17 protein-coding genes and 1 tRNA gene are annotated in these 25,628 nt (G+C 64.6%); 11 read left to right on the top strand and 7 right to left on the bottom strand.

Annotated features, from left to right (window positions below; translation table 11 throughout):
• Window positions 1-44 precede the first annotated feature (44 nt).
• Window positions 45-689, bottom strand: coding sequence for a maleylacetoacetate isomerase (gene maiA, locus V6Z91_RS04700; RefSeq protein WP_338767285.1), 645 nt, complete (start codon window positions 687-689; stop codon window positions 45-47).
• Window positions 690-904: 215 nt separating this feature from the next.
• On the opposite strand from maiA, the gene V6Z91_RS04695 reads away from it, so the two are divergent.
• Window positions 905-1,306, top strand: a complete 402-nt coding sequence (locus tag V6Z91_RS04695; RefSeq protein WP_338767282.1) for a VOC family protein — start codon at window positions 905-907, stop codon at window positions 1,304-1,306.
• A gap of 9 nt (window positions 1,307-1,315) precedes the next feature.
• On the opposite strand, the gene V6Z91_RS04690 is transcribed toward V6Z91_RS04695, so the two are convergent.
• Window positions 1,316-1,915, bottom strand: a complete 600-nt coding sequence (locus V6Z91_RS04690; protein ID WP_338767280.1) for a response regulator — start codon at window positions 1,913-1,915, stop codon at window positions 1,316-1,318.
• A complete protein-coding gene (locus V6Z91_RS04685; RefSeq protein WP_338767277.1) occupies window positions 1,912-4,041 on the bottom strand; it encodes a PAS domain S-box protein in 2,130 nt (709 codons plus the stop codon). Before V6Z91_RS04685 ends, V6Z91_RS04690 begins: the two co-directional genes overlap by 4 nt.
• 152 nt (window positions 4,042-4,193) lie before the next feature.
• Between V6Z91_RS04685 and V6Z91_RS04680 the strand changes: the two genes are divergently transcribed.
• Together V6Z91_RS04680 and V6Z91_RS04675 are read left to right on the top strand one after the other, a co-directional pair.
• The gene (locus V6Z91_RS04680) at window positions 4,194-5,534 is read left to right on the top strand and encodes an MFS transporter (RefSeq protein WP_338767276.1); all 1,341 of its coding nucleotides are present in this window, start codon (window positions 4,194-4,196) and stop codon (window positions 5,532-5,534) included.
• A gap of 463 nt (window positions 5,535-5,997) precedes the next feature.
• On the top strand, window positions 5,998-6,630 hold the full coding sequence (locus tag V6Z91_RS04675) for a phasin family protein (protein WP_338767274.1): 633 nt from the start codon (window positions 5,998-6,000) through the stop codon (window positions 6,628-6,630).
• 722 nt (window positions 6,631-7,352) lie between these two features.
• On the opposite strand, the gene V6Z91_RS04670 is transcribed toward V6Z91_RS04675, so the two are convergent.
• Window positions 7,353-7,437: transfer RNA gene (locus V6Z91_RS04670), tRNA-Leu, on the bottom strand.
• 151 nt (window positions 7,438-7,588) lie between these two features.
• Here V6Z91_RS04670 and V6Z91_RS04665 point away from each other — a divergent pair.
• From V6Z91_RS04665 to V6Z91_RS04655, 3 genes are all read left to right on the top strand, one after another.
• Window positions 7,589-9,550 carry an APC family permease gene (locus V6Z91_RS04665; protein WP_338767272.1) on the top strand — a complete coding sequence of 654 codons (1,962 nt, stop codon included), beginning with the start codon at window positions 7,589-7,591 and terminating at the stop codon, window positions 9,548-9,550.
• A gap of 89 nt (window positions 9,551-9,639) precedes the next feature.
• Entirely contained in the window at window positions 9,640-10,401 is a 762-nt protein-coding gene (locus V6Z91_RS04660) for a LysM peptidoglycan-binding domain-containing protein (protein ID WP_338767270.1), read from the top strand.
• On the top strand, window positions 10,392-10,826 hold the full coding sequence (locus V6Z91_RS04655) for a hypothetical protein (RefSeq protein WP_338767268.1): 435 nt from the start codon (window positions 10,392-10,394) through the stop codon (window positions 10,824-10,826). The genes V6Z91_RS04660 and V6Z91_RS04655 overlap by 10 nt, the downstream gene beginning before the upstream one ends.
• A 243-nt stretch (window positions 10,827-11,069) precedes the next feature.
• Here the strand turns inward: V6Z91_RS04655 and V6Z91_RS04650 are convergent, their stop codons facing one another.
• Together V6Z91_RS04650 and V6Z91_RS04645 are read right to left on the bottom strand one after the other, a co-directional pair.
• Window positions 11,070-12,083, bottom strand: coding sequence for a hypothetical protein (locus V6Z91_RS04650; protein ID WP_338767266.1), 1,014 nt, complete (start codon window positions 12,081-12,083; stop codon window positions 11,070-11,072).
• A 1-nt stretch (window position 12,084) separates the two neighbouring features.
• Window positions 12,085-12,561, bottom strand: coding sequence for a hypothetical protein (locus V6Z91_RS04645; RefSeq protein ID WP_338767264.1), 477 nt, complete (start codon window positions 12,559-12,561; stop codon window positions 12,085-12,087).
• 416 nt (window positions 12,562-12,977) lie between these two features.
• Between V6Z91_RS04645 and V6Z91_RS04640 the strand changes: the two genes are divergently transcribed.
• From V6Z91_RS04640 to V6Z91_RS04620, 5 genes are all read left to right on the top strand, one after another.
• Window positions 12,978-14,627, top strand: coding sequence for a ShlB/FhaC/HecB family hemolysin secretion/activation protein (locus tag V6Z91_RS04640; RefSeq protein ID WP_338767263.1), 1,650 nt, complete (start codon window positions 12,978-12,980; stop codon window positions 14,625-14,627).
• Window positions 14,628-14,641: 14 nt separating this feature from the next.
• Window positions 14,642-20,020, top strand: coding sequence for a filamentous hemagglutinin N-terminal domain-containing protein (locus V6Z91_RS04635; RefSeq protein ID WP_338767261.1), 5,379 nt, complete (start codon window positions 14,642-14,644; stop codon window positions 20,018-20,020).
• 26 nt (window positions 20,021-20,046) lie between these two features.
• Window positions 20,047-22,980: a caspase family protein gene (locus tag V6Z91_RS04630; protein WP_338767259.1), complete on the top strand. Its 2,934-nt coding sequence runs from the start codon at window positions 20,047-20,049 to the stop codon at window positions 22,978-22,980.
• Window positions 22,981-23,067: 87 nt separating this feature from the next.
• The gene (locus V6Z91_RS04625; RefSeq protein ID WP_338767257.1) at window positions 23,068-23,496 is read left to right on the top strand and encodes a hypothetical protein; all 429 of its coding nucleotides are present in this window, start codon (window positions 23,068-23,070) and stop codon (window positions 23,494-23,496) included.
• 448 nt (window positions 23,497-23,944) lie between these two features.
• Entirely contained in the window at window positions 23,945-24,388 is a 444-nt protein-coding gene (locus tag V6Z91_RS04620) for a hypothetical protein (protein ID WP_338767255.1), read from the top strand.
• A 30-nt stretch (window positions 24,389-24,418) separates the two neighbouring features.
• On the opposite strand, the gene V6Z91_RS04615 is transcribed toward V6Z91_RS04620, so the two are convergent.
• Window positions 24,419-25,627 (bottom strand): PepSY-associated TM helix domain-containing protein, encoded by a 1,209-nt coding sequence (locus V6Z91_RS04615; protein WP_338767253.1) that lies wholly within the window; start codon window positions 25,625-25,627, stop codon window positions 24,419-24,421.
• Window position 25,628: the final 1 nt, after the last annotated feature.

The raw sequence follows: 25,628 nt of genomic DNA, 5'->3' as shown, positions 1-25,628 counted from the left end.
GAGGCAGCATTATATATCTCTGCCATCGCCCCAGGGGCCGCTGCCTACTGCGCGTCGGGCTGGCGCTCCGGTCGCGCGGCATCGAACGCCGGTAGCGCCTCGCAGCGCTCGGCGATCGCCGCGAGCGTGGGATACGGCGCCAGCTCGCAATCGAAGCGGCGCGCGTTGTAGAGCTGCGGCACGAGGCAACAGTCGGCGATCGTCGGCGTATCGCCATGGCAGAAAAGGCCTGTCTCGGGCGAGCCGGCGAGCTGCCGCTCCATTGCCTGCAGGCCCAGCGCCACCCAGTGCCGGTACCACTCGTTCTTCTGCTCGGGCGAAACGCCCAGTCTCTCGCTCAGGTATTTCAAGACCCGCAGGTTGTCGATCGGGTGGATGTCGCAGGCGATCACCTGTGCCAGCGCGCGCACGCGGGCCCGGCCGCGCGGATCGGCGGGGAGCAGCGGCGGCTGCGGGTGCGTTTCGTCCAGGTATTCCATGATCGCCAGCGATTGCGCCAGCACCAGGCCGTCGTGTTCCAGCACCGGCACCAGGTGCTGAGGATTGAGCACGTCGTAGGCCGCCGCGAACTGCTCGCCGCCATCCTTCAACAGGTGGACGGGAACCAGCTCGGCCGCGATGCCTTTCAGGTTGAGGGCGATGCGCACGCGGTAGGCGGCGGAGCTGCGGAAGTAGGTGTGGAGCTTCATGGCGGTTTTCCTGTTCGACCTGGCGTTTGCCAATGTAAAGCAGGGCGGCCGATTGCGCGACACGGATGTGGAAATGGACAGTATTTACGGCGTGAATGGAAGAGCAGGCGGAAGATTTGCATGCGCCTGTCGATTTCGTGGCGCGCCGAACGTCGCCCTATCGCAGCACCCGCTCGCAGTACCGCTTCCAACCACGTTCGCCATGGAGACTTCATATGAACAAGCAGATCATTCTCAACCTGCCCGTCAGGGACCTGGAAAAATCCCGGGCTTTCTTTGCCGCGCTCGGCTTTGGCTTCGACCCACGAGTGTCGGGCGACAACGCGGCCATGGTGGTCATCGTGCAGGACGCCATCCACGCCATGCTGACGACCGAAGCCTTCTTCAAGACGCTGATCGACAAGCCCGTCGTGCAGGCGAAGGAAGCCAACGAGCTCGTCATCTGCCTGAGTTGCGAAAGCCGGGAAGAGGTGGACAGCCTGATCGCGAAGGCGGTAGCGGCCGGCGGACGCACGCCGCATCCGCCCGAGGATCACGGGTTCATGTATGACCAGGGGTTCGAGGATATCGATGGGCACCTGTGGAACCTGGTGTGGACGGCACCGCAGGAGGGATGAAAGACCCCGCTACCCCAGCCACGGGTGGGCGGCAAGCCAGCGGCCAAGCTCGTTGTCGTTGGCGCATTGCAGCTTGTGAAAGATATTGGCGCGATGGGTTTCGACCGAGCGCGGGCCGCAGGGTGGCACCAGCACGCGGGCGATCTCCTTGTTGGGCTGCCCCAGGCCGACCAGGCGGGCCACTTCGCGTTCCCGCGGCGTGAGCTCGTCCCACAGCCTGCTGGCCTGGCCGCGTGCCCGTGCCTCGCCGATGGCGGCGGGAAGCTTGTCCAGCAATTGCTGGGTATCGGGCTTGGTCACCCAATCGTAGGCGCCGCGCCGCACCGCCTCCAGCGCAGTGGGAATGTCGCCATGGCCGGACAGGAACAGGGTGACAAGCGGGCTGTGCTCGGCCAGCAGCCGGTCGAACACGCCCAGGCCGCTCATGCCGCCCATGCGCAAGTCCAGGATCACGCAGCCGGGCTGGCGCGTATCCACGGCTTCGAGGAATGCCTCGCCGGATGCGAACGCCTGCACCGCGAGCCCCTGCGCGAACAGCAGGAGCAGCATGGAACGGCGCAGGGCTTCGTCGTCGTCGACGACATAGAGCGTCAATGGCAGGTCTTTCATGACACGATTGGCAGAGTGAAGGAAAAAACGGCGCCGCCATCGGTGCCGTTCTCGACGGCCATGCAACCGCCATGCGCTTCGACGATGGTGCGGCAGATGTTCAGGCCCAGTCCCAGGCCATCTGGCTTGGTGGTGAAGAACGGCGCGAAGATCTGTTCGAGCTGGTCGCCTGCAATGCCCGGCCCCTGGTCGGTCACCGCGATGCGCACGCCCTGGGAAACGCGCTCGCTGCCCAGCACGATGCGGCGGCGCTGGCGCGGCAGCTCCTGCATGGCTTGCATGGCATTATGGATCAGGTTGACCAGAACCTGCTCGAGCAAGACCCTGTCGCCGCGAACCTGCACGCCGGTATCGGCCAATGCCAGGCGCAGCGTCATGCCGTGCCGGTCCAGCTCCGGCTTGAGCAGCGTGCCGGCGTGGGCCAGCACGTCGTCGATGGTGAAATTGCAGTAATCGGCCCGTTGCGGGTTGATCATGGCGCGAACGCGCTTGACGATTTCGCTGGCCCGCGCGGATTGTTCCACGATTTCATCCAGCGCTCCGGTGAGCAGTTCCGGCTCTCCGCGGGCGACGAGCGCCCGCGCCGCCATGGCGAAGTTGGAAAGGGCCATCAAGGGCTGGTTGAGCTCATGCGCCAGTGTCGAGGCCATCTCGCCGGCACTCGCCAAGCGCGCACTGCGCTGCAGCCGCAATTCCTGGTCGCGTTGCCGTGCCTCGGCCTGCTTCTGGTCGGTAATATCCAGGACTGAACTCATCCAGCCGCGGTGCACGCCCTGGGCGTCGATCAGCGGTGCGGTGTAGACCATGGTGATCACATCGCGGCCATCCTTGTGCCGGATCCGCGACTCGAAACCATGCGGCGCGGCGCGGCCTTGCAGGGCTTCATCGCTTTCCCGCGCTTGCTTGGCCAGGTCGTCCGGGTGCCAGTACGGGTAGGGCGGCCGGCAGCCCAGCAATTCCTCGGGGCCGTAGCCCACCATGGCGCACAGCGCGGGGTTGACGTAGATGATCGTGCCCTCCGGGTCGCGGGCACGCATGCCGATCAACAGGGAATCCTCCATCGCCTTGCGGAACGCATGGGCTTCCTGGAGATCCCGGGTGCGCTCCTCGACCCGCCGTTCCAGCTCGATGCGGGCGGACTGCTGTTCGGCATAGCGCCTTTCCCGCAGCCTCCAATACAGCACACCGAGCAGCAGCAGGGCTGCCGCCAGCGTGGCCAGGGCAAGTGCCAGCCGGCGCGCCTGGCGGACTTCGCGCATGTCCTCGGTCACCGTCACGGTCCACCCCAGCTCCGGCAGCGGCGTATCCAGGGCCAGCCATTCCATCTTGCGGCCGTTCACGGTTGCCCGCATGGTGAAGCCGGGAGCGGCTTCGCTCGGCGCGGTTTTCCAGGGCAGGACGTTGAAATGGTCACGGTTGCCATACTGGCCGTGTTCGACGACCCATTTCAGGTCGGCAGCGGAAACGGGCCCGATACTGTGGAACAGCCATTCCGGTACGCCGCTCAGGAAGACGATGCCGCGGCTGTCCCTGAGCGCGACAGGATTGGCGCCGCGCCGCCACGTGCCTTCCAGCGGTTCCAGGCTGATCTTCACCACCATCACGCCCAGCACGTCGCTGCCCATGCGCACCGGCTCCGCGATGAAGAGGCCTGATTGCCCGGTCGTCAGGCCAAGGCCGAAGAACAGCCCCCGGCGGCCCTCGAGCGCATCCTCGAAATACGGGCGCCGCCGGTAGGAGTGGCCGATGAAGCTCGATGGAGCGTTCCAGTTGCTGGCTGCCAGTGTCAAGCCTGTCCGGTCGATCAGGAACAGGGCGGCGGCACCGGTAGTCTTTTGCAGGTCGGCAAAGTAGGCATTGACGCGCGCGCGCAGTGCCGGATCGCCGGGATCGCGCAGCAAGGCTCGCACGTCGGGATGCCGCGCCGTGGCATGCGGCAGGAAATCGTGCTTCTCGACCAGGCCGCGCAGCCCCAGCACATGGGCCGCCGTCGCCTGGCGCAGCGCCGCCATCTTGGCCTGCAGTTCGCGCTCCCCGGCCCAGTTCCCCGTGGCCACGATCAGGACCAGCGCACCGGCCAGCATGAGCACGCGGCGCCATGGCCGTGATCCGAACAACGATGGCATGCAAGTTCCCCTGCCAAAATCGGCAACGATAGCAGGTGCGCGGCGCCGATGGGTGGCTCTCCGTAGTTTTACGGAGGCGGTAGCGCCAGAGTTGCGGATGTGCCAGGGCCGGCCGATCGGGACAATGGGGCTCTTGATAAAGGAGACAACCCATGAACACAGTCATCGGCAAGCCGGTCGCCGGCACACGGCCGCAAGGCGGCGAGCGCATTTCCGGCGCGCGGCTGCGCGCGATCTTCGTTGGTTCGGCAGGCAACCTGGTCGAATGGTTCGATTTTTACTGCTATGCTGCCTTCGCCCTCTACTTCGCGAATTCGTTCTTCCCCGCCCAGGACCCGACGGCACAGATGATGTCGACGGCGGGCATCTTCGCGCTGGGCTTCTTCGTGCGCCCGCTCGGCGGCATCCTGTTCGGCCATCTCGGCGACCGGCACGGCCGCAAGGTAGCCCTGATGGCGTCGGTGCTGCTGATGTGCGTCGGCTCGCTGCTGATCGCCTGCGCGCCAACGTATGCCACGGCGGGGATCCTGTCGCCCTGCATCCTGCTCCTGGCGCGCCTGCTGCAAGGCCTGAGCCTGGGCGGTGAATACGGCGCCAGCGCCACCTATCTGTCGGAAATGGCGGACTCGAAGCGAAGGGGGTTCTATGCCAGTTTCCAGTACGTTACGCTGATCGGCGGCCAGCTGCTGGCGCTGGTGCTGCTGCTGGTCCTCCAGAACTTCGTGCTCGACGACCAGCAACTGCGTGACTGGGGCTGGCGCATTCCGTTCGTGATCGGCGCATTGCTCGCGCTGGTGGCATTGATGATGCGTCACGACATGCCGGAAACGCAATCGTTCGAGGCAGCCCGCAAGAAAGCCAAGCCGATGGGCGGGCTCAAGCAGCTCGCCCAGCATCCGAAGGAAGTGCTGCTGGTGATCGGCCTCACCATGGGCGGCACGCTGGCGTTCTACGTGTACACCGTCTACATGCAGAAGTTCCTGCGCCTTTCCGTGGGCCTCACCGATGCGCAGACCACCGCCGTCTCGGCCGGCTCCCTGCTCTTCGCCATGTGCCTGCAGCCGCTGTACGGCGCGCTGTCCGACCGGATCGGCCGCCGTCCGCTGCTCGTGGCGTTCGCGCTGCTCGGCACGATCTTCACCGTACCCCTGCTGACCGCCATCCGCAACGCCAGCGGCCCATGGGAGGCGTTCGGCCTGATCGCCTGTGCGTGGATCATCGTTTCCGGCTACACCTCGATCAACGCCCTGGTGAAGGCCGAGCTCTTCCCGGCGAGCATCCGCGCCACCGGCGTGGGCGTGCCGTATGCAGTGGCGGTATCGGTATTTGGCGGCACGGCCGAGTACCTTGGGCTGTGGTTCAAGTCGATCAACCTGGAAAGCGGCTTTTACTGGTACACCACCGGCGTGATTGCCTGCACGCTGATCGTCTGCTGCTTCATGCGCGATACTGCGGCGAATTCGAGGATCGATGCGGAGGCGCGCGACCAATGACGCATGGCGCTGCGACGCATGAGACCGCGTCGCAGCGCCCCGTATCCGGTCCAATCTCGACAACCGCAAGCTCCGAGCTTGCGGTTTTTTGTTGCCTCGAGCTTTTTCCAGCCAGACCCACGGACATCGTTGCAAAGACTGGCATCCCGTTCTCCAGGCAGAAAAAGGCTGCAGGTCGCAAGAAGCGCTTTCCACTCCTGCCAAGTCCATTCGACTCCAGCTCAAGTGAAATGCCGCATTACATTTACTGATGAGTAACTTCATTCGCGCTGAAAATCAGTTGCCAGATCGAACTGATTCCACGGGGCTCTTTTAATTGCGGAATAAAAGGTGGTGAGGAATAATATATTTATTTGTGGCTTGTTCAGGATTAAAGGCGCATAGTGTCCCTCGTCGCACGCCTCAACGTGATTCTGCAGAAGCGGCCGATCTTCTTCTGCCCTCCAAACAAATAAAGGTTTCCATGTTCCCATATTCGCAAGAAGTTGCTCCATCCCTTCGTTCGCACCTTGAATCGCAAGCCGCATTCTTTAATGAGTTCTCGAATTCGTTGGCGACGGCATTCCAGAATATTTGCACCGCAAATCTCAAGCTTGGCCAGTCGATGCTGGAAGAAACGACAACCGTCGGGCAGCGTCTTCTCACAACGAAGGATACGACGGAAGCCCTGGAAATCGTCGCTGCCTCCGCCCAGCCGGCATCCAACAAGATTCGCGCCTATCAGCAGCATCTGTCGCATCTGGCAGCAAATACCCAGGTGGATCTCTCCCGTGTCACGCAGCAGCATGTACAGGAAACGTCCCGTACCGCTAACGACCTGGCCAGCGAGGTAAAGCGCACCGTGACGGAACAAACGGAAAACAATCTCAGGAAGCAGCGTGAAGCAGTGGAAAAGGCAGCGCAGCCTTTCCAGTCCGGTGCCGCATGGGATAACGATAACCGCGCCAAGTCCACGCAGGGTGCCCAGGGCAAGGCGAACGGTAACGGCGCGAGCATGCAGGTCGATGCACAAGTGGGCGGTTCATCCATCCATGGCAGCGCCCACGGGCAGGATTCCAATGCTGCCCAGCCCCAAGGGAATAAAAAGTCCAGCTAGGCCGCATGACAAGCAAGGCCTTACGGGCTGCTCCTGGTAGCCGGACTGTCCTAATGCCCGAAAGCCGTGATATGCACCCGAAATGGCTGCATATCACGGCTTTCTTTTTGTCGGTAGATTTCTGTCATGACAGCTTCGGAAACGCTGATTTAGAGCGCCTAACAAAACCCGCAGGGCAAGGCGCGGCGTCGAAGACAGTACACCTGTACGGCGAGACGCCGCAACGCAGCCATGGGGGTTTTGTTAGGCGCTCTTATTCGTGGCGGCGATCTTGGCCCACGTTTCAAGGCCTGATCTCATCCACCAGCAATAAATCAATGCGTCCCTTGATGGGCTGAAAAACCTGGATCGCTCGGCAGATTCGACAACCAGGATAAGTTGAACGAGGTGAATTCCAGAATCACGGTCTATCACCGGGGATGACCGGGCATGTAAATGGAGAAAACCGTGCCCATCAGGGGCAGGGCTGCGGACATCAAGCTGGCCGGCCGCAGCCGCCGCGATCGGGACGCCAGTAGCGGGACGGCGCCATCTGCGCCACTTGGCAACAACTCGACGCGGAGCCTGGCGATGTTTGCAGTCGGGCGACGTACCACCAACAGCGCTACCAAACTACTGAGCTGTGATGCTCCTTTGTGAGACAGCTTGAGGCAACAAAAAACCCGCAATGCCTTGAAAACATGCGGGTTTGAGCTTTGATGATGCAGCGTGATGCAAGAGGGTGGTGCCGGGAACCGGAATCGAACCGGTACGCCTTGCGGCGCGGGATTTTGAGTCCCGTGCGTCTACCTATTCCGCCATCCCGGCGACGCGCCGTGCATTATCACTGATTTGCCCAGCGGGAGCAACCCTGGTCATCCGTGGCGACGTGTTGCCCGTCTGATAACGGGTCCGGAAGTCGATTGGCGTATCATCTCGCCTGTTTCGACAACAGCCGGCCCGCACCGGCCGGGCAGACATGAAGAACAATAAGATCCGCGAAATCATCCTGGGCAAGCCGCTCGACCCGCTCGCGAAGGAAACCCGCCACTCGATGGCGCTGGTGGCCTTCCTGGCGTGGGTGGGACTGGGGGCGGACGGCCTCTCGTCCTCCGCCTACGGGCCGGAAGAAACCTTCAAGGCGCTGGGCGCGCACACGCACCTTGGCCTGTACATGGCACTGGCCACGGCCGTCACCGTGTTCATCATCGCGCTGGCATACAACCAGGTCATCGAACTGTTCCCCACCGGCGGCGGCGGCTACCGCGTGGCGACGAAGCTGGTGGGGCCGTATCTCGGCCTGATCGCCGGCTGCGCGCTGATCCTCGACTATGTGCTGACGATCGCGATCTCGATCGCTTCCGGCGTCGACGCGCTGGCGTCCTTCCTGCCGCTCTGGTTCCAGCCCTATAAGTTATGGGCCGAGGCGTTCTTCATCGGCCTGTTGATCGTGATGAACCTGCGCGGCCTGAAGGAAGCGATCCAGATCCTGCTGCCGATCTTCATCGGCTTCGTGATCACGCACCTGGTGCTGATCGTGTATGGCATCGCCGCTCACGCATCGTACCTGCCGGACCTGGTGCCGAGCACCATCGACGAGACCCAGGCGCTGGCCGGCACCGTGGGCTGGGCCGGCGTGGCCGGCATGCTGCTGCTTGCGTACTCGCATGGCGGCGGCACCTACACGGGGCTGGAGGCCGTGTCCAACAACATCAACCTGCTGGCCGAGCCGCGTGTGCGCACCGGCAAGGTGACGATGCTCTACATGGCCCTGTCGCTGGCGTTCACGGCCAGCGGCATCATCCTGCTCTACCTGCTGTGGGATGCTACGCCGATCACGGGCGAAACGCTCAACGCTTCCACCTTCCGCAGCATCATCGACAACGCGATACCAAACGGCGGGGTACTGAACCAGGTCTTGCTGGCCGTGGTGCTGGCCTTCGAGGCGGGGCTGCTGTTCGTCGCCGCCAATACCGGTTTCCTCGGCGGCCCATCGGTGCTGGCGAACATGGCCGGCGATTCGTGGGTGCCGCACAAGTTCCGCTACCTCTCCACGCGGCTGGTCACGCAGAACGGCATCCTCGTGATGGGCCTGGGCGCGCTGGCGATCCTGTTCTGGACCGGCGGCAGCGTCACCCTGCTGGTGGTGCTGTATTCGATTTCCGTGTTCCTCACGTTCGCGATCTCGCTGCTCGGCCTGGTGCTGTACTGGACGCGCAACCGGAAGAAGGGCACCCACTGGCTGCGCCGGCTGCTGCTGTCGCTGGTCGGCTTCGTGATCTGCGCCGGCATCCTGATCGTGCTGCTGGTCGAGCGCTTCATGGAGGGCGGCTGGGCCACGGTCCTGATCATCGGCGTCATGGCCGCGATGTGCATCTGGGTGCGCAATCACTACCGCGGCACCAAGCAGGCGATCCACTCGGTGGACGAGGTATTCGCCACGCAGCCCTTCGGCCCGAACCGCGAGCCGATCGAGCCGAAGGCGGACGACCAGACGGCCGTCTTCATCGTCGGCACGTCGCGCGGCGGCGGCTTGCACGCGCTGCTGTGGGTGCAGCGCATGTTCCCCGGCCACTTCAAGAACTTCATCTTCGTGAACGCCCGCACCGTGGACTCGCATGTGTACGGCGGCGAAGGCGCCATGGACCGCATGCGCGACGAGGCGGCCGAAACGCTCGAGTACTTCGTCGACTTCTGCCACAGCCACGGCATGGCGTCTTCTTCGTATCTGGGCTTCGGCACGGACGCGGTGGAAGAGGTGAGCCGGCTGTGCGAAGAGATCAGCCGCGAATTCCCGCATTCGATCTTCTTCACCAGCAAGCTCATCTTCGCCAGCGATAACTGGCTGATTCGCATGCTGCATAATCAGGCGTCGCTCGCCGTGCAGCGCAGGTTGCATCTGGAGGGGTTGCAGATGGTGATTCTGCCGATGAAGGTGTAGCGCCATCGTGAATAGTTGCGATAGCGCATCGTCGTCAAGGAAACGTCGCTCTACGATGCCTGCTCCAGGCAAAAAAGTTCGGAGGCGGTATGAAAAGCGTAGAGGCTTTGAAGACGGAGGCGAGACGACAGACGAAGTATGAACAGTGGCAGAACACTATTGACGAAGCTATCAATGATTCACGATGGCACAGGTACGACTGCGACATTCGACGTACCGTAAATATATTCAATAGCCACCTGAGTGGCAACGGTTACACGTCCCTCGACTGGCAATACGTTAAAGCCATGATTTGGACCGAAAGCGGTGGTCCCGATAACCCGGCGTGGAGAGAGAATCCCATGCAAATCGGGAACGAGGGGGATCCTGGGTTACGTGCGCTTCTTGTCGGGAATGAAGGTGGAGAGCTCATCATGCCAACTTCGTTACGGCAACGGTTAACCATCGCGTCCGTTACGACCAATCTTCGCCACAACATCGAGGCAGGCGTAGCATACCTTCTGATGCGCCATGCCCGTTATGATATCCAGACAGTGAAGGATGCTAACGACAAACGGATCCATTCCGTCATGGTCAAAGCTGGTGATAGTCTTGATCGGATCGCCCGAAAAAATGACACGACGGTCGAGATTCTGAAGACAAGCAATGGTGCCCATGTTTTCCTGCGGCCCGGGCAGACATTGCAGTATCAGAAGGCTGCCTTGCGTAAAGTCATTATTGGCTGGGAATTGATAACACCAGCCAGCATCGCCAAACGCTATAACGTTGGTGATCCTAGTTACAGTCGGAAGATCAGCTACTGCCTGGAAGTCATCCGTCGAAGTAAGGTTGGTGGTGAGACATGCGATTGATTCTTCCACTAGCCTTTGCCGGCATTGGGCTGGTTGCCGTCCTTAGTTCGACCGTAGCAGGGCCGAAAACAGAGCGCTTTCTTGGGACGGGCAGGGCCTGCCATGGCGCATTGACGATTACACCCAGTACAATCTCATGGATGACACCGTTCAGTCGTTGTGAGCCGGGAGACTTCCGCATCATCGATCAAGCGATCGGGCGAACCACGTTCCGACTGGCGGCGATTGGCTCGGAATGCCGTTATCAAGTGATTTCGCTTACTCATCATACGAATGATCCCAACAAGGGTTGGAACGCAACTGGCTATCACGACGAAGTTAGCTATCGTGAGCATAAGGCTACTACGTTCACTAAGCGGCAGCCAAAAACACTGTCCTGCTACCTGATTCGCGATCCAGACCCGACCGGCCCGCTGGACTGGTAATGATGTTGCCCCTGATCTTTCCCCTGATCTTTCCCCTGATATTTCCCATGTATTACCCGACATAGCCTATTGCTAAACCCCACCGAACTGAGCCCGGCGGGCCAGCTCTTTTCAGTACATGCGCGGCGCCCGGTAGCCCAATGCAGAGTGCGAATGGACTTCGTTGAAGATAGCTCATCTATTCTGCCGATGAAGGTATGACGTATCCCTGCCGTAGCCTTGCTTGACCGCGCTCGCGCCCGCCTACTTGCCTTTGAATTGCAGGGCGGTCTTCAGCACGTCGTACACGGCCGGGCTCACCTTCCCGCCCACGGCAATGGCGTTGCGCAAGCGCAGGCCGAAGCGGCGAAGGTTCACTTCTGTCCAGCTGCGCTCCTGCGCGGCGAGGTAGTGGAAGCTGCGCAGCCAGAACCAGATCAGCTCGGGCGCCACGCCGGAAAGATCTTCCTGAAGGCGCGCGCCAGCGTCGCCGGCGCGCAGCGGTACCAGCGAGGAAATCAGGAAGGGGCCGCTGCTGTCCTCGATGCCGGCTTTGCGGAGCAGTATCTGCGCGGCGGCGTAGTCATAGCGTTCCAGAATGTCCTTCGCCATCGCCTCGACCGAAGCACCTTCCTGATACGCCGATTTCAGCGGCATGTAGGTGACGTTCAATTCCTTCGCCGCGATGTGCCGCGACAGGAAGGCGTCCACATCGGAGAAGACCGAGAGGTAGGCTTCAATTGCCTTCAAGTACCGCGCTGTGGATTCGGGGTCGCGGGGCGGCGTGGCGAACAGGAGATAGCTGTAAAGGCCGAAGCCATCGGCTTCCTGCTGGGTGGGTAGAAGGTTGCGCCGTGCCGGGAGCAGCGGCGCCGGCTTGACCTCGCCGCGAATGGGCAGATCGGCTTCTTTCCGAGCCACGATCACTTCGACTGTGCATGTGTACGTCTTGCCTGCCGACTGGACGGATGCCGTCGCAAGCGCTCGTGTGGGCACCGTCTCGGAGCCGGCGCGTACAGCCGACAAGTCCCATACCTCGCTGCCACGAGTGATCTTTCCGACGTTCGCGGTCCAGGTGATCTGCTGATTCGCGGCACCGCGTTCGGGGATGTAGGGGTCGCTGCCGAACCATGCATAAACGTTTGCGTTACTCCCTTCCACGATGGCCGGGCGGTCGGTCGCGCAACTGAAGATGGGGGGATTGCCCTGCTGAGAGAACGATGCACTCGACCAAAGGGCAATGGGCAGTGCCCAAGCAAAGCGGATCGATGCGCGCACGTTACCTCCGGGGCTTGCGATACAACCGGGTCAACAGCTCGCCGAACCAGGTCAATCCATAAACGCAGGCAAACACGAAGGTTACCTCGCCGGGATTGAGCTGCGCTCCGGTTTCATAGGCAATGATCGCCGCGATCATCGTGATCACGGTCGATACAAGCGTGCGACTCAGGCTGAACCAGTTGTTGCCCTGGCCTGATCGCGGCGGCGACGCGTCCATCGACTTTCGCTTCTTCATCGCGGGGTCCGATACTTGAGATTCGGGTACGAAAATCCTAGCAAGCAGCACCCGCAATTGCAATCGCATTTGCGCGGCAGCGTCGCGTCGTTGCGAAAGCGCGTGATCGTGGGTGGACACGTTGCACGGTTGTGCAGCCATGGCAGGTGGAAACCAGCCATTGGCCAGCTCGACAGCAGCATGATTTGCCAGGAATAGAAACTGTTGTTTATTGGCGCTTCGTGCAAATTCTTGTGCCATTCGTTTGAAAGCCTCGGATAATGAACAGCATCGGGCGCGAAAACGCCGCTGGCAGATGCCCCTACATAGCTGCTCATTGTTGCCTTGTAGTCGAAAGGAGAGAAAGAATGCGCGCCCACGCAAAGTCCGTCTTTTTCGACCTCGATCCTTTCAAAGCCTGTTGTCCTTCACGTGCTCATGCCAGCGCACCCAACACTCTTCCTGTTCCATGCCGCGGGCTGCCTGGCGCGGTCTGGCCCCCATTTCCGGGGCCGCTGACCACGCACCCGGGACGAAAGCGAAAACCTGTGCGCCGATTGCAAGCGCCGCGATAACGCTTCAACGCTCGTCCACTTGACACCATTACCGCCGGCTCCGGAGGCGTTGCGCCGCGCCTGGCGGGTTATCGCCGTATCCTCACTCCATCGGAGGCTGCGTTGAACCAGAAAACCCGTGTGCTTGGCATTGTGTTCGCGCTGACCGGCGCCTGGGAGGTTGGCCATGCGCAAACCGTTCCTCCCGCGGTGCTGCCAGGCCGGATCGAGCAGGACATCAAGAAGGAACCGGTGCCGACTACGCGTAACGAATCCATCCAGATCGACCGTTCGCGCTTCCCGGAACAGATGCCCGCCGGCGCGCAGGAGACACGCCTCGTACTCTCGGGCATTGCGCTGAGCGGCAACTCGGTGTTGACCAGTGCGCAGTTGCAGCCTTTGTGGGCGCCGCTCGTTGGCAGGGAGGTGACGTTGGCGGACGTGTTCCAGGTTGCCGCGCGCATCTCGGCCGCCTATCGCGAACGCGGCTATGTCCTGTCGCAAGCCATCGTGCCGCAACAGGACCTGCAAGCGGCCGGGGCGACCGTGCGCATCGACGTACTCGAAGGCTATATCGACGGCGTGTCATTTGTCGGCATCGAGGAACCGCGCTTGCGCGCTTTCTTCGAGCCGGTGCTTGCCGAGAAGCCATTGCGCCTTGCGACACTCGAGCGAAGCCTGCTGCTCGTGAACGAGCTCGCGGGGGTTACCGTGCAGGCAAACCTGAAAGCGGGCGCATTGCCCAATGCCTCGAGCCTCACAGTGGTGGCGGCCAGGACGCCTGCCACCTTTTCCCTGTCCGTCCACAATCGCAGCACACCCGCGCTGGGCCGGGTCCGGATCGAAGCCGGCGCCGATCTCTTCGGCCTGGTGGGGCGCCTGGACCATCACGGTCTGCGGGCCATCAGCTCCGGCGACGAGCGCCTCAAGTACATCGGCTATGCGTTCGACATGCCGCTTGGCGCGCGCGGATTGAAGCTGCAGTTCAATGCCTCGGCATCGCGCTCGAAGCCCACGTCCACGCTCGGCAATATCGACACCAGCAGCGACAACCTCGGCATCGGCCTGACGTACCCGATCGTTCGCAGCCGCCAGGCCAACCTTACTGCGCGTGCCGGTTTTGCCGGCTACAACAACAGTTACGACAGTGTGCTCACGACCGCCAGCCGCGAGGACCGGATACGCAGCCTGCGAGTCGGCGTGTCGGCCGATTATGCCGATGCGGCGGCCGGTATTTCGGTACTGGACGCCGAGCTGTCGAAAGGCTTGTCGATGCTGGGTGCATCCCGGTCCCGGCCGGACGAACTGGCTGATCCACAGTTCTCGAAACTGTCGCTCTACCTGGCCCGCTTGCAGCACCTCGGCGGCGAATGGTCGCTGCTGCTGGCGGCGACCGCGCAGTACAGCCGCGATCCCCTGCCCACCGCGGAACAGCTCGGGCTGGGCGGCGATACGTTCCTGCGGGCCTACGATCCCTCCGAAGTCATCGGCGAGAAGGGCGCTGCCGGCAAGGCCGAGATCCGTTACAACGCCGTGCTCGGCCCCGTCCAGTCGACGCTGTACGGGTACTACGACGGCGGGTCGGTGCGGCGCCGTCAGGTCGCCGGGCCCGACCTGAAAGGTTCGCTGCGTGCGGCCGGCATCGGCCTGCGCTTCAGCGGCGCGGCACGCCTCAAGGGTTATGTCGAAGTGGCCAAGCCATTGCGCACGGTGGTGGCCAGCCGGGGCAACAAGGACGTGCGCGTGTTCGGTGGAATCGGCATCGATTTCTGAGCGAGGTAGACGACATGAAAACGAAGATGCAAGAGGTGGTCACGGTACCGGTCCAGCGTCCGCTCGCACGCGCCATCGCCCGGGCGTGCAATGCCAGGGCCGCGGGTCTGGCGATGGTATTGACGATGGGGGCGCCAGTGGCGGGTGCCGGCCCGCGCGACGGCGTTGTGCAGGCCGGCGCGGCGACGATCCGCCAGGCCGGTGCCGTCACCACGGTCGACCAGGCTTCCCAGCGTGCCGCCATTAACTGGCAATCGTTCAATGTGGGCCGGCACGAAAGCGTCAATTTCAACCAGCCCAATGCGCAGGCCGTGATCCTCAATCGCGTCGTCGGCAACGATGCCTCGGCCATCTACGGCAGGATCAATGCCAACGGCCAGGTGTATCTGGTCAATCCGAACGGGATCCTCTTCGGGCGCGGCGCGCGGGTCGATGTCGGCGGGCTGGTGGCGTCGACTGCCAATATCAGCAATGCCGATTTCATGTCCGGAAAGCTCGACTTCAACCAGCCCGGCAAGCCCGGCGCGACCGTCCGCAATCTCGGCGAAATCAGTGTCGCTGACGGCGGCCTCGCTGCCTTGGTCGGACGCGGCGTCGAAAACAGCGGCGTGATCAATGCCCGGCTGGGCAAGGTGGCCCTCGCCGCGGGCGAGGGTTTCGTACTCGACCTGTATGGGGACAAGCTGGTCAACCTGGTCGTCGATCCCACGGCGCTGGAACAGCTGCGCGATGCGCAGGGAAGGCCGCTGTCGGCCTACGTCGATCATGCGGGAACGATCCGCGCCGAGGGCGGGGTGGTACAGCTGACGGTCGCCACCGCTAAATCCGTGGTCGATAGCCTGATCAATGTCAGCGGGGTGATCCGGGCAACGGCGGTGGATTCGCGCGCCGGCCTGATCTCGCTGCGCGGCGACGCCGGCACCATCCTGAAGGTGGGCGGTACGCTCGATGCATCGGGCCAGATAGGCGGCCGGATCGAAGCGACGGCTGGCGGCGTGCAGCTCTCGGGCCATGCGCTGGCCGATGCATCCGGGCGCGATGGCGGGGGCAGCATCGCTATCGGCGGCGACTGGCAGGGGCGCGGCGCGCTCGCCAACGCCGCAAGCACCAGCGTTGCGCGCGGTGCCGTGCTGAGGGCGAATGCCACGGGTTCCGGGAATGGAGGCGTGGTTTCGGTCTGGTCCGACGGCGACACCCGCTTCGCGGGCGCGATCGAGGCGCGCGGGGGCACGGTGGCCGGGAACGGCGGGCAGGTCGAAGTCTCCGGTAAGCTGCGCCTGGGCTTCGACGGCGACGTCGATACTGCCGCCCTGGCGGGCAGGGCCGGCTCGTTACTGCTCGATCCTGGATCGCTGGTGGTCAGCCAGGGCGGCGGCGACGCCACACTGCCGGGCGCCGGCGCGGCTGGCGACTTCACGATCAATGCGCTGGCCATCAATCGCCAACTGGTGCGCGGCACGAATGTCGCGCTGCAGGCCGACCAGGACATCACGGTGCAGGCCGATGCGCGCATCGATGGCCGCGCTACGGCGGGAGGCACGCCAGGCGGCGGGCTGGCACTGAGCGCGGGCCGCAATGTGACGATCGACGGCTATATCGTCCTCGATAACGGCAACTTCGGCGCCAGCGCGGGCGGCGCGTTCACGCAGGGGGCGGCCAGTGTCATCGCCACCGGCAACGGCGCTGTCGACATTGCCGGCGCGACCGGAGTCAGCGTCGGCAACCTGCTCACCACCGGAAGGGTCGCGCTGGCCAGCGGTGCGGGCGCGGTCCATGCGAGCCAGGCCCTGTCCGGCGGTGCGGCACTGCCGCTCGCGTCGCTCGAGGTGCGCGGGCGCGATGGGGTCAGGCTCGCGCAAGGGGCACTGGTGGCGGGGGCGACCACCCTCGCTTCGCTCGCCGGCAAGGTGGAGCTGGGTGCGCCGTTGGCATCCGGGGGCCCCGTACTGCTCGATGGCGGAGCCGGAGTGCAGGCCGGGTCCATCGTGACCCCAGGCGCGGTGTCGGTGACCAGCACGGGCGGCGACGTGGTGCTCGCTGGCGCGATCGGCGGCGCCCCTGGCGAGGTTGGCGCCGCCAGCGCTCGCGCCGCCTCGCTGACTGTCAGGACGGATGGCGCGGTCACCCTGTCCGGCGCCGCGCTCGGGGACGGTGGCCTCGCGGTTGGCGGCGTTGCCGACGGGGCGCGGGCCGGGTCGGCCACGTTCGGCGGCGGCAGCGTGTTCTCCGACGGCCGGGTGAACGTCGCCACGGTCAACGACATCAGCCTGGCCGGTGCCGGCATCACGAGTGGCGCCGCCCTCGCCCTCGATTCGAGCGCGGGCGCGGTACATACCGGAGCGGAACGGATCGCAGCGGCCGGTGCCCTGCGCATCGCCGCCGGCACCACAGCCAGCATCGGGCCTGGGGGGGCCAGTGGCGGTGCAGGCGGACTGGCGATCCAGGCCGGCGGCGGCATGACCGTCGACGGCACCCTCGATGGCGCGGATGACGGTGTCGTGCTCGCCAGCGGCGGCGCGCTGACGGTCAATGGCGACATCGCCGGCGGCACGGTCGACGCCACGGCGGGCGGCCGCTTCGCGCAGGGGCCGGAGAGCGTGATTTCGGCAGGGCACATCGCCATCCGCGGCACCGGCGGTATCGACGCGACCAATCTCCAGACGCCTGGCCAATTGCTTCTGTCGAGCACCGGGGGCGCGGTCTCGGTGGCGCAAGCGATCTCCGGCGGCGGCACGGCGCGTACGGCGGCCCTGGATGCGGATGGCCGTGACGGCGTCCGGCTGGCCCAGGGAGCGCTGGTCGCGGGCACGACTACCCTGGTCTCGGCTGCCGGGCTGGTCGACACGGGCGGTGCGACGCTGGCGTCGGATGGTGCCGTGACCCTCAGCGGACAGGCCGGGGTGACGACGGGCCCGATCGTCACGCCGGCCGCCGTGCTGCTCACCAGTGGCGCCGGCAACGTGATACTGGGCGGCGCGGTGAGTGGCGCGCCGGGTGCCGTCGACGGCGCCGCGCGCGCCAGCTCGCTCACCATCCGCAGCGGTGGCGCGGTGTCGGTCAACGGCGCAGCCCTGGGCGCGGGTGGCTTGACCGTTGGCGGCGCAGCGGACGGTACAGCGGCCGCGTCCGCCAGCTTCGGCCCGGCCAGCGTGATCAGCCAGGGAAGGGTGGCCGTACTGGCCACGGGCGATATCGTGGCCGGTGACGGCGGTATCGACAGCGACGCAGGCATCGAGTTCGAGGCGCGCAACGGGGCGGTGCGGACCGGTGCCGGTCTGCTGGCCAGCGACGGCGGCGTTGTCCTGAAGGCGGGGACCGGCCTCACCGTCGGCGGAAACGGCATCGACCAGGGCGGCATCCAGGCCGGCGGCGATCTCACGCTCGAGGCGGCCGGTGGCGACCTGCTGAGTACCGGGCTGTTGCAGACTGCCGGCGGCACCATCCTGGCGCGGGCATCGGACGCGCATCGTGTCACCCTGAACGATGTCATCACCTGGCAAACGGGCCTGGTCAGCAGCGGCGCCCTCGTGGTGGAGGGCGGGCAGGTGGTGCTGGCCAAGCCGCTCGGGCAAACCCGGACCAACGGCCCCGCCGACACACAGACGCCTGCCGCGACGGGCTACACCACTCTTGCCGCGCGCTACCAGCCGCAGAACCGTCCTCCGGTCGGCCGCGTGCGTATCGTCGCGGCACGCGACGTGGAATTGAACGGCTTGAACCTCGATGGCTTGAGCGAGGGCGGCGATACAAGCGCGAGCGACTCCAATCCGGGGCTGGAAGTCCTTGCCGGGAACCGTATCGTCAGCAACGGGCTGATCGGGGTCAACAAGGGCAATATCATTCTGCGGGCCACCGGTACTGGCCCGCTCGATGGTATCTATCTCGGCAACTCCGTGTATTCGCGGGGGCTGGATTTGGCCGATGGCAAGACCGGATATGCGGTGACCGTGGGCGGGACAGGGGATGTGGGCACCCGCAGCGCAATCTACCTGTTCGATAACACGGACGATAACGCATTCCTGCCTGGTGATCGCGAAATTGCAAAGGTCGTGATCGCCAACAATGTGAAAAACTACAGCGATCAGTCGACACTGGTCGCGGCGACCAATTCGACGCCGCACAAAGTGACGGTAGGGGCCGACCGCTTGCTGGCGCTCCGGACGCTTCCTGGTCCATTGCGGCTGGGGTCTATGCCGGCCGTCTCCGATGTCCTCGATGATCTCGGCCTGGCCTCGATCCTGCGCGCACCCGACGCCCAGGGTAACCGATATGGCGGATCTGGCATTGGCTTGAAGGTGCAGGTTTTTCACACCAGTGGAGCGGACCGGGAGACGACGATCTCCGAAATGAAAGGCCCAATATGGCCAAATCAGGAAACGGACGAGACCTATTGCGGTGACGGTACGTACGCCGAATGCGGCATATTACAGGTCGAAGGTAACATATATTTACCGCCCAATACCGAGACTTGCAAATCCACGGAACCGTGCTTTCTGGCGATCACGTCCCAGAGCAGTGTCGCTCCGCTCAGCAGCATAGCCGGTTTCAAGTTCCTCCCCGGTAACGAAGGCAGGGCTGCGGGATTCACCAACTTGGTTGTCGGGCGAGAGGCGCCGTCGTTGACCACGGAGTTAGTAGCGTTCGAATGGGTGAAACGCGAGGACGATTGGCAACAGCCCTTCCCGGGAGGCTCGCTTGGATACCGGCTCGAACGTAGCCTTGTGCAGGTAGACGCCGGGCAACGGGTCACCCGTATTCTGTTTGGTCCAGGCACCCTGCAAACCAAGGAATTTGAAGCCAGCTTCGATACCAATGGCATTCTCGTTGGAGGTTCCAACGAAACAGTGGGAAATAGCACGACAAATTCCGGCGCCAACAGCAATCCCGGCTTCGCGAGCATCGGCGGCTTTGGCACCGCGCCTGCAGGCAATGCGCCCATCGCGATTGGCAATCTTGCCGCCCTGCAAGGGCAGTTCGGCCCGCTGCCGGTGGGGGCGGTCGGCGGTGTCAGCGGTAACAACTTTGTCCTGCCCGCGCCGGGCGCTTTGCCTCCGGAAGTGCCGTCTCCGGTACCACCGGATGGCACGCCGGCCGACACGGAGGCGGCCCTGGCCGGACCAGACACCGCCATTCCGTCGCCAGTCGACCAGGGGCCGGACGACGGCTGGCTGGCCGAGCAGGTAGCGGACCTGGCGCTCGGCCGGCGCCCGGCCGCCGATGCCGACCTTGGACGTATCAGCGCTGCCAGCGGCGCCACGCCCAATGTGTTCAGGCTGCGCTACCGGATCGCCCGGAATCAGGACGCGTCGCTGTGCGCCCCGGACGACGTGGCGACGTTGGCGCAGCGCAGCGCCGGCGACAAAGGCGGACGTTCGTGTCCTTCGGGGCAGTAGGCGCCCGCTGGCTGTACGCGGCCGTCATGGCCGCCGCGATGGCGACCGCGGCGGCTCAGTCGTCGCAACCCCAGCCGCGCGTTTCCTATGCCATGCACAGCGCGCGGATCAACCAGATCCGCGCCACGCCCGACTACACGCGGCTGGTGTCCGTCAGCCAGGACAAGACCGTGCGCGTGTGGCGCATGGCGGATCTGCGGCTGGTACGCACCCTCCATGTGCCGAGCGAACCGGGCGAGGAAGGGGCGCTGCGCTCGCTGGCGATCACGCCCGATGGGCGCGAAGCCATCGTCGCTGGCTGGACCGGGATCAGCTGGGGCGGGAAAGGCCAACTGTACCGCTTCGACCTGGCCACGGGGCGCCTGCTGCAGACGCTGCGCGGATTGCCCGGCATCGTCGAATCGCTGGCAATATCAGCTGACGGGCGCCGCCTGGCGGTCGGCCTGGGCGGTACCGCCGGCCTGCGCGTCCTCGAACTGCCCTCGGGGCGCGAACTCGTCAAGGACAGCGACTATGGCGAACGGGTGAGCTTCGCCGACTTTTCCCGCGACGGTACGCTCGCCACCACCTCGCAGGACGGCTGCGTGCGCTTGTACGACCCGCAGGGCAAGCTGACCTTTCGCGCGCAATACCCGGTGCGCCCTGCCGCCGACGGGCGCGCCTGCCGGGGCGGCGAACTGGGCGGCATCCGCTTTTCGCCGGATGGGCGCCAGCTCGCATTCGGGCTGCAGGACCAGGCCGAGATGGTGGTGATGGATGCCGCCAGCCGCCAGCTGCGCCGGGTGCTGAAGGTGGACGACCCCCGGCAACGCTCGCTGTGCTGCCTGAACTGGAGCGCCGACAGCAAGCGCCTGTTCATGAACGGCGTGTACGAGGGAGAAGGCGCGACGCCGATGTATGTGGTCGACCTGGCCAGTGGAGAAATCAAGCGCATGGACATCGGCCGCCAGCGCTTCACCAACATCCTGCCGCTTCCCAACGGCCAGTTGGCGTTCTCCACTTCGGCTCCCAGCCTCGGTCTCGTCGACGCGAACGGACGCAAGCTGGCCGAAGCGCTGCCCCCGAACGGCGACTTTCGCTTCGACGCGAAGCAGTTCCAGCTAAGCGCCGACGGCGCACGGATCACCCTGCCGATGCAGGCCGACGGCGGCGACAGGCGTACCCTCGACATCAGGGACCGCAACGCGCAGGCGTACCGCCGTGCCACCGAGGCCGATCTGGCTGCGGGAGGCGGACCACGACGCGATGGCACGCTGCGCATCGAGGGCGACTTCGGAGAATACGGCTACAAGAAGCCGGTGACGATCGGTGGCACGCCGATACCGCTGAAAAGCTTCCAGTCGGTGCGCAGCTGGGCGCAAGTGCCGGGGCGCGAGCTTGTCGCCTTGGGCACCCAGTGGTCAGTGCTGGTGGTCGACAAGCATGGCAAGCCGGTCTGGGAACGCAATCTCCCGGCGCCGGCCTACCAGGTCAATGTGAGCGCCGACGGACGCTGGGTGGTCGCGGCGGCCGGCGACGGCTCGCTGCGCTGGTATTCACTCGAGCAGGGCACCGAGACGCTCGGCGCTTTCCTGCATGCCAATGGCGAGGACTGGGTGGTGTGGCGCGCCGATGGCTTCTACAAGTCCTCTCCCGGCGGTGACAATTACTTTGGGTGGCTGACGAATGCCGGTGATGGCACGGCGCCGCGCTTCGTGCGCGCGGTCCAGGTCGAGCGCAAGCTGTACCGCCCGGATCTGGTCGAGCCAACGTTGGCCCAACCCGGCAGCGAGAGTTTGTCGGCATCGCTCGCATCGACACTTGCCCAGCTGGCCGCGCCGGAGGTGACGATCGAATCGATCCGCCCCGGTGCCAGGCCGGGATCGATGGACATCCGCTATTCAGCCAGGGCGGCCGGGCAACCGATCCGTGAACTGGGGGTCTATGTCGACGGCATTCCCGTGTTGCGCCCGGCCGAAAGACAGGTGGCGGTCCCGGAGTCGTCCTCGCTCGAGCGGGTGTACACCATTCCCGTCTTCGGGCCGGTCCAGACAATACGCGTCGAGGCCGAGACGACGACCGCGATCGGCCTGGACGAAACGGCACCGCTGGTGCAGCCGCCGGCGCTGCCGCGCCGTTCCGGCAAGCTTTGGGTGGTCGCCGCCGGTGTCGACGAATTCGACAGCATCTCCAGTTGTCGGGCGACAGGCTCATGCCGCGTCAGCTTGGCCCCACTGCCCAATACCGCCAGCGATGTGCGTGTCCTGGCCAATGAACTGGCGCTTCAGAAAGGCCTCGCGTTCTCGGGTGTCGAGATCTCCGTGCTTGCGGGAACAGGGCCCGATGCGCCCACCAAGCACAATCTCCTGGCCCGTCTGAAGGCCTTGGAGAGCGCGCAGCCTGAGGATACCGTGATCGTCTTCCTTGCCTCGCACGGCTTCGCCTCCAATAACGGCGTCGAGTATTACTTTGTCCCGAAAGATGGCACGCAACAGGACATTCTCGCTGTGGTCGATCCCGCCCCGGGGGCTGCCCCCGTGCCGGGCGCCCCGATGTCGCTGGTGAGCGGCAGCGAGCTTTCCGGGCTTCTGCGCCGCGTCCCGGGAAGGCGCATCCTGCTGCTCGATACCTGTCATTCCGGGGCGGCGGATGGGCGTAACGATCCATATACCCTCTACAAGCGCAGCGCCTCCGCGCAGGTTGCGGTCCTGTCGGCGTCGCGCGGCGACGAAAAGTCGTGGGAAGACTACGATGCCGCCCACGGGGCATTCACGCTCGCCGTGCTCGAAGCGCTGCGGGGGCGTGCAGGCGGTGCCAAACAAGCCGTAACCCTGCGGGACGTGTATGACTATTCCAGGCCACGGGTCATCGAAAACGCGCGGCGCATGAGTGCGCGGTGGGGGAGACCCTATCCGCAGACCCCGACCCTGACGTCGCCTGATGGCTTGCGCGAAACTGTGCTGGCGTTGCGCAGCCCGTGAGGCGCACGCTGTCGTTTTGCCGGTGACACTTGCTGCGGCCGCTATCAATCGCGGGCAGAGCATTGAAACAGATGGGGAGGATAGAACGTGAACTTCGATTGGGAAGAAAATGGATTTGCAGCACCCCCTGCTCGTGATCTTGCAAAAGGATACGAGAAACTCTATCGCGCGTGGGGCGGACATCCGGGAAGAAAATGGGGGAACAAGGACTTGCCCGGCGTTTGCTTTTCACTGGATCGTGCGGAATCGAGGTGGGAGGCCGAGATGCTGTACTCAGTGATGGAGTATCAAAATCCAGTGTGGCGTCTTACCGAGTTCAGGATACCCAAAGATACGCCGCTCTGGATTGGCAAAGTCCACCCGGGCGATTCAAGGGCTGTGTTCGGGAACATCTCGGGAAGCCAGGTATTCGTCGAGCGCGCCTATGTTCACCTTGTCAAAGAATTGAATACGACGACGCTGAGGAATGATCTGGGGTCATCGGCTGTTCACATGGGCAAGATGCCAAGGGCTTGACGCCTGATGATCATTCTTCGGGCGCATTCACGCATCTGCATCTTTGCTGCAAGCGCATTCCCATCGGATGAGCAGGGTGGCACGCCCGAAGCCGCCAGCCGCCGGATGTCCGACTGGACCTGGCGGCCCGTCTCGTCGGAGCGATGCCGCACGTCAAGCACATGCGCCGGGGCGAATTCGGCATTCGCGTCGTCAGCCCGGCGTTGAACCGGAAATAAAGGCCGGTTGCCACGGTCGGGAGCGAGTTACCTGGCACGCCGCCCTATTGACGCGAGCCCAGCGGTTCCGTGCAGCAGGCCGATACCGGCGCCGCATGCAATTCATCCCGCATTTTCGACACTTCATCGCTTCCCGCTGTCCCGGCAAGGTTGTCTTTGTTACCTTGCATCCGTCGCCGCACATTACATGAGAGGCCGCGACAAACCGGCATACCACTTTGGAGTCTGAAATGAACAAATCGTTTATCGGCGCAGCAGCCATTGCCATCGGCGTGCTGGCCTCGTTCGCAGCACAAGCGCATTCCGACAAGGCCAGCGTTCCCGTGACGGCGGCGCGCCAGGCCTACACGCCGGGCGCCGGCGAGTTCACCGAATTCGCCAACACCTATGCGCTCGCCAACGGCCAGGTCGTCCAGTTCACGCAGCGCGGCAACCACTATTACGTGCAGCTGAAAAGCGCGTACCGGCCGCTGCACCGGGAAGATGGCACCGGCCAGAAGTTCCTGTCGACCCGGCTGCGTCCCGTCGGGCCCGGCGCATTCGTCACCGACGGTGGCGCCCAGCTGACCTTCCGCGACGGTGGCGACGAAGTACGCATCGACGGCTTCGAGCGGCTGCCCGAAGCGCGCGTGGCCGCCAACGAACGCAATGTGCAGATGATCGCCCGCCGCTGATTGCAAGGAACCTCCACGTCGCGCCTGGTATCAAGTCAGCACGGCCTCGCTGCGCTTGTTGCGCTGCGCCGCCGCGATCCGGCCCTGCCGTTTGCGCCGCCAGATGACGACCCCGGTCACGGACAGCATCGCCACCGCAAGGCCCAGCATCGTCATGAACAGCTTGAACGGCACGCCCCACAGCGCGGCCAGGTGCAGGCTCGTGATCCACGTACGGATCGTATCCCCGCTGGCAGCGCCGGTGGGCCACCAGTACGAGTACGGCAGGCCGGTGCCGGCATCGAACACCACGGCCGTCGCACCGTAGCGGTCGCGGACGTCGGCCGTGCTCCTGACGATGTAGCGGAACGTGGCCGTGCGCGGGTCGTAGCGCATCATCGTCTCCTCCAGCACCCGTTCGCCGCGCTCGCGGCAGGCTTCGGCCATCAGGCGCCGCCCCGTTTCGCGCGCCGCCTGCCATGACATGCCCGGCAACGGCTGCGGCGCGTCCCGCCGTGGCAGCAGTTCCTCGGCCGGCTGGTGCGCGAAGAACGCGCGCATCACCGGGTGGTACACGGCGCCGAGGTTGAACGCCACGCTGCTCCACGCGATCACGAACAGCATCGCCCACGGCCACAGGCCGCCGGCGCGGTGCAGGTCCACGTTCAGCTTGTACGTGCCGCCGCCGCGCCGCACCTTCCATGCCGGCCACCAGCGCGCCAGCCAGCTCTTGCCCGCGCCACGGCGCATGGGCGGCAGCGTGAGCCACGCGCTGGCGAGGCAGTCGATCGTCCACAGCAGTGCGACGATGCCGAGCAGGGTGGTGCCCACCGCATCGAGGGCCAGGGAGTAATGCAGGCGGTAGATGAACGGCATCAGGTTCTTCGTGCCTTGGCCGATGTCGCCCCAGCGGCGGCTGCCGAGGATGTCGCCCGTCCATGGATGCACGAAGACCTGGTCGTCGCCATCCGGCGTGGCGGGATCGATCAGGAAGTACGTCGCCCCGTGCGGGGTGCGCGCGAACGGCACGAAGTTCACCCGCGCGGCCGGATGGCGTGCCGCCACGATCTCGCGGAGCTCCGCTGCGTCGAGCGGCTGTGCCCCCGGCGCCGGCGGCACCGCGTGGAACAGCGTTGGGTTCAGCGCGGCGTCGAGTTCCTCGTTCCAGGCCAGCAGGCTGCCGGTCACGCCGGCCAGCAGCAGGAAGCCGGCCAGCACCAGGCCCGTATAGCGGTGCAGCGTGACGACGGCGGCGCGCATC

The sequence above is a fragment of the Massilia sp. METH4 genome, assembly GCF_037094685.1.
Lineage (GTDB): Bacteria > Pseudomonadota > Gammaproteobacteria > Burkholderiales > Burkholderiaceae_D > Rugamonas.
Note: the sequence above shows the minus strand (reverse complement) of the source record. Positions and strands in the feature narration are given on the sequence as shown.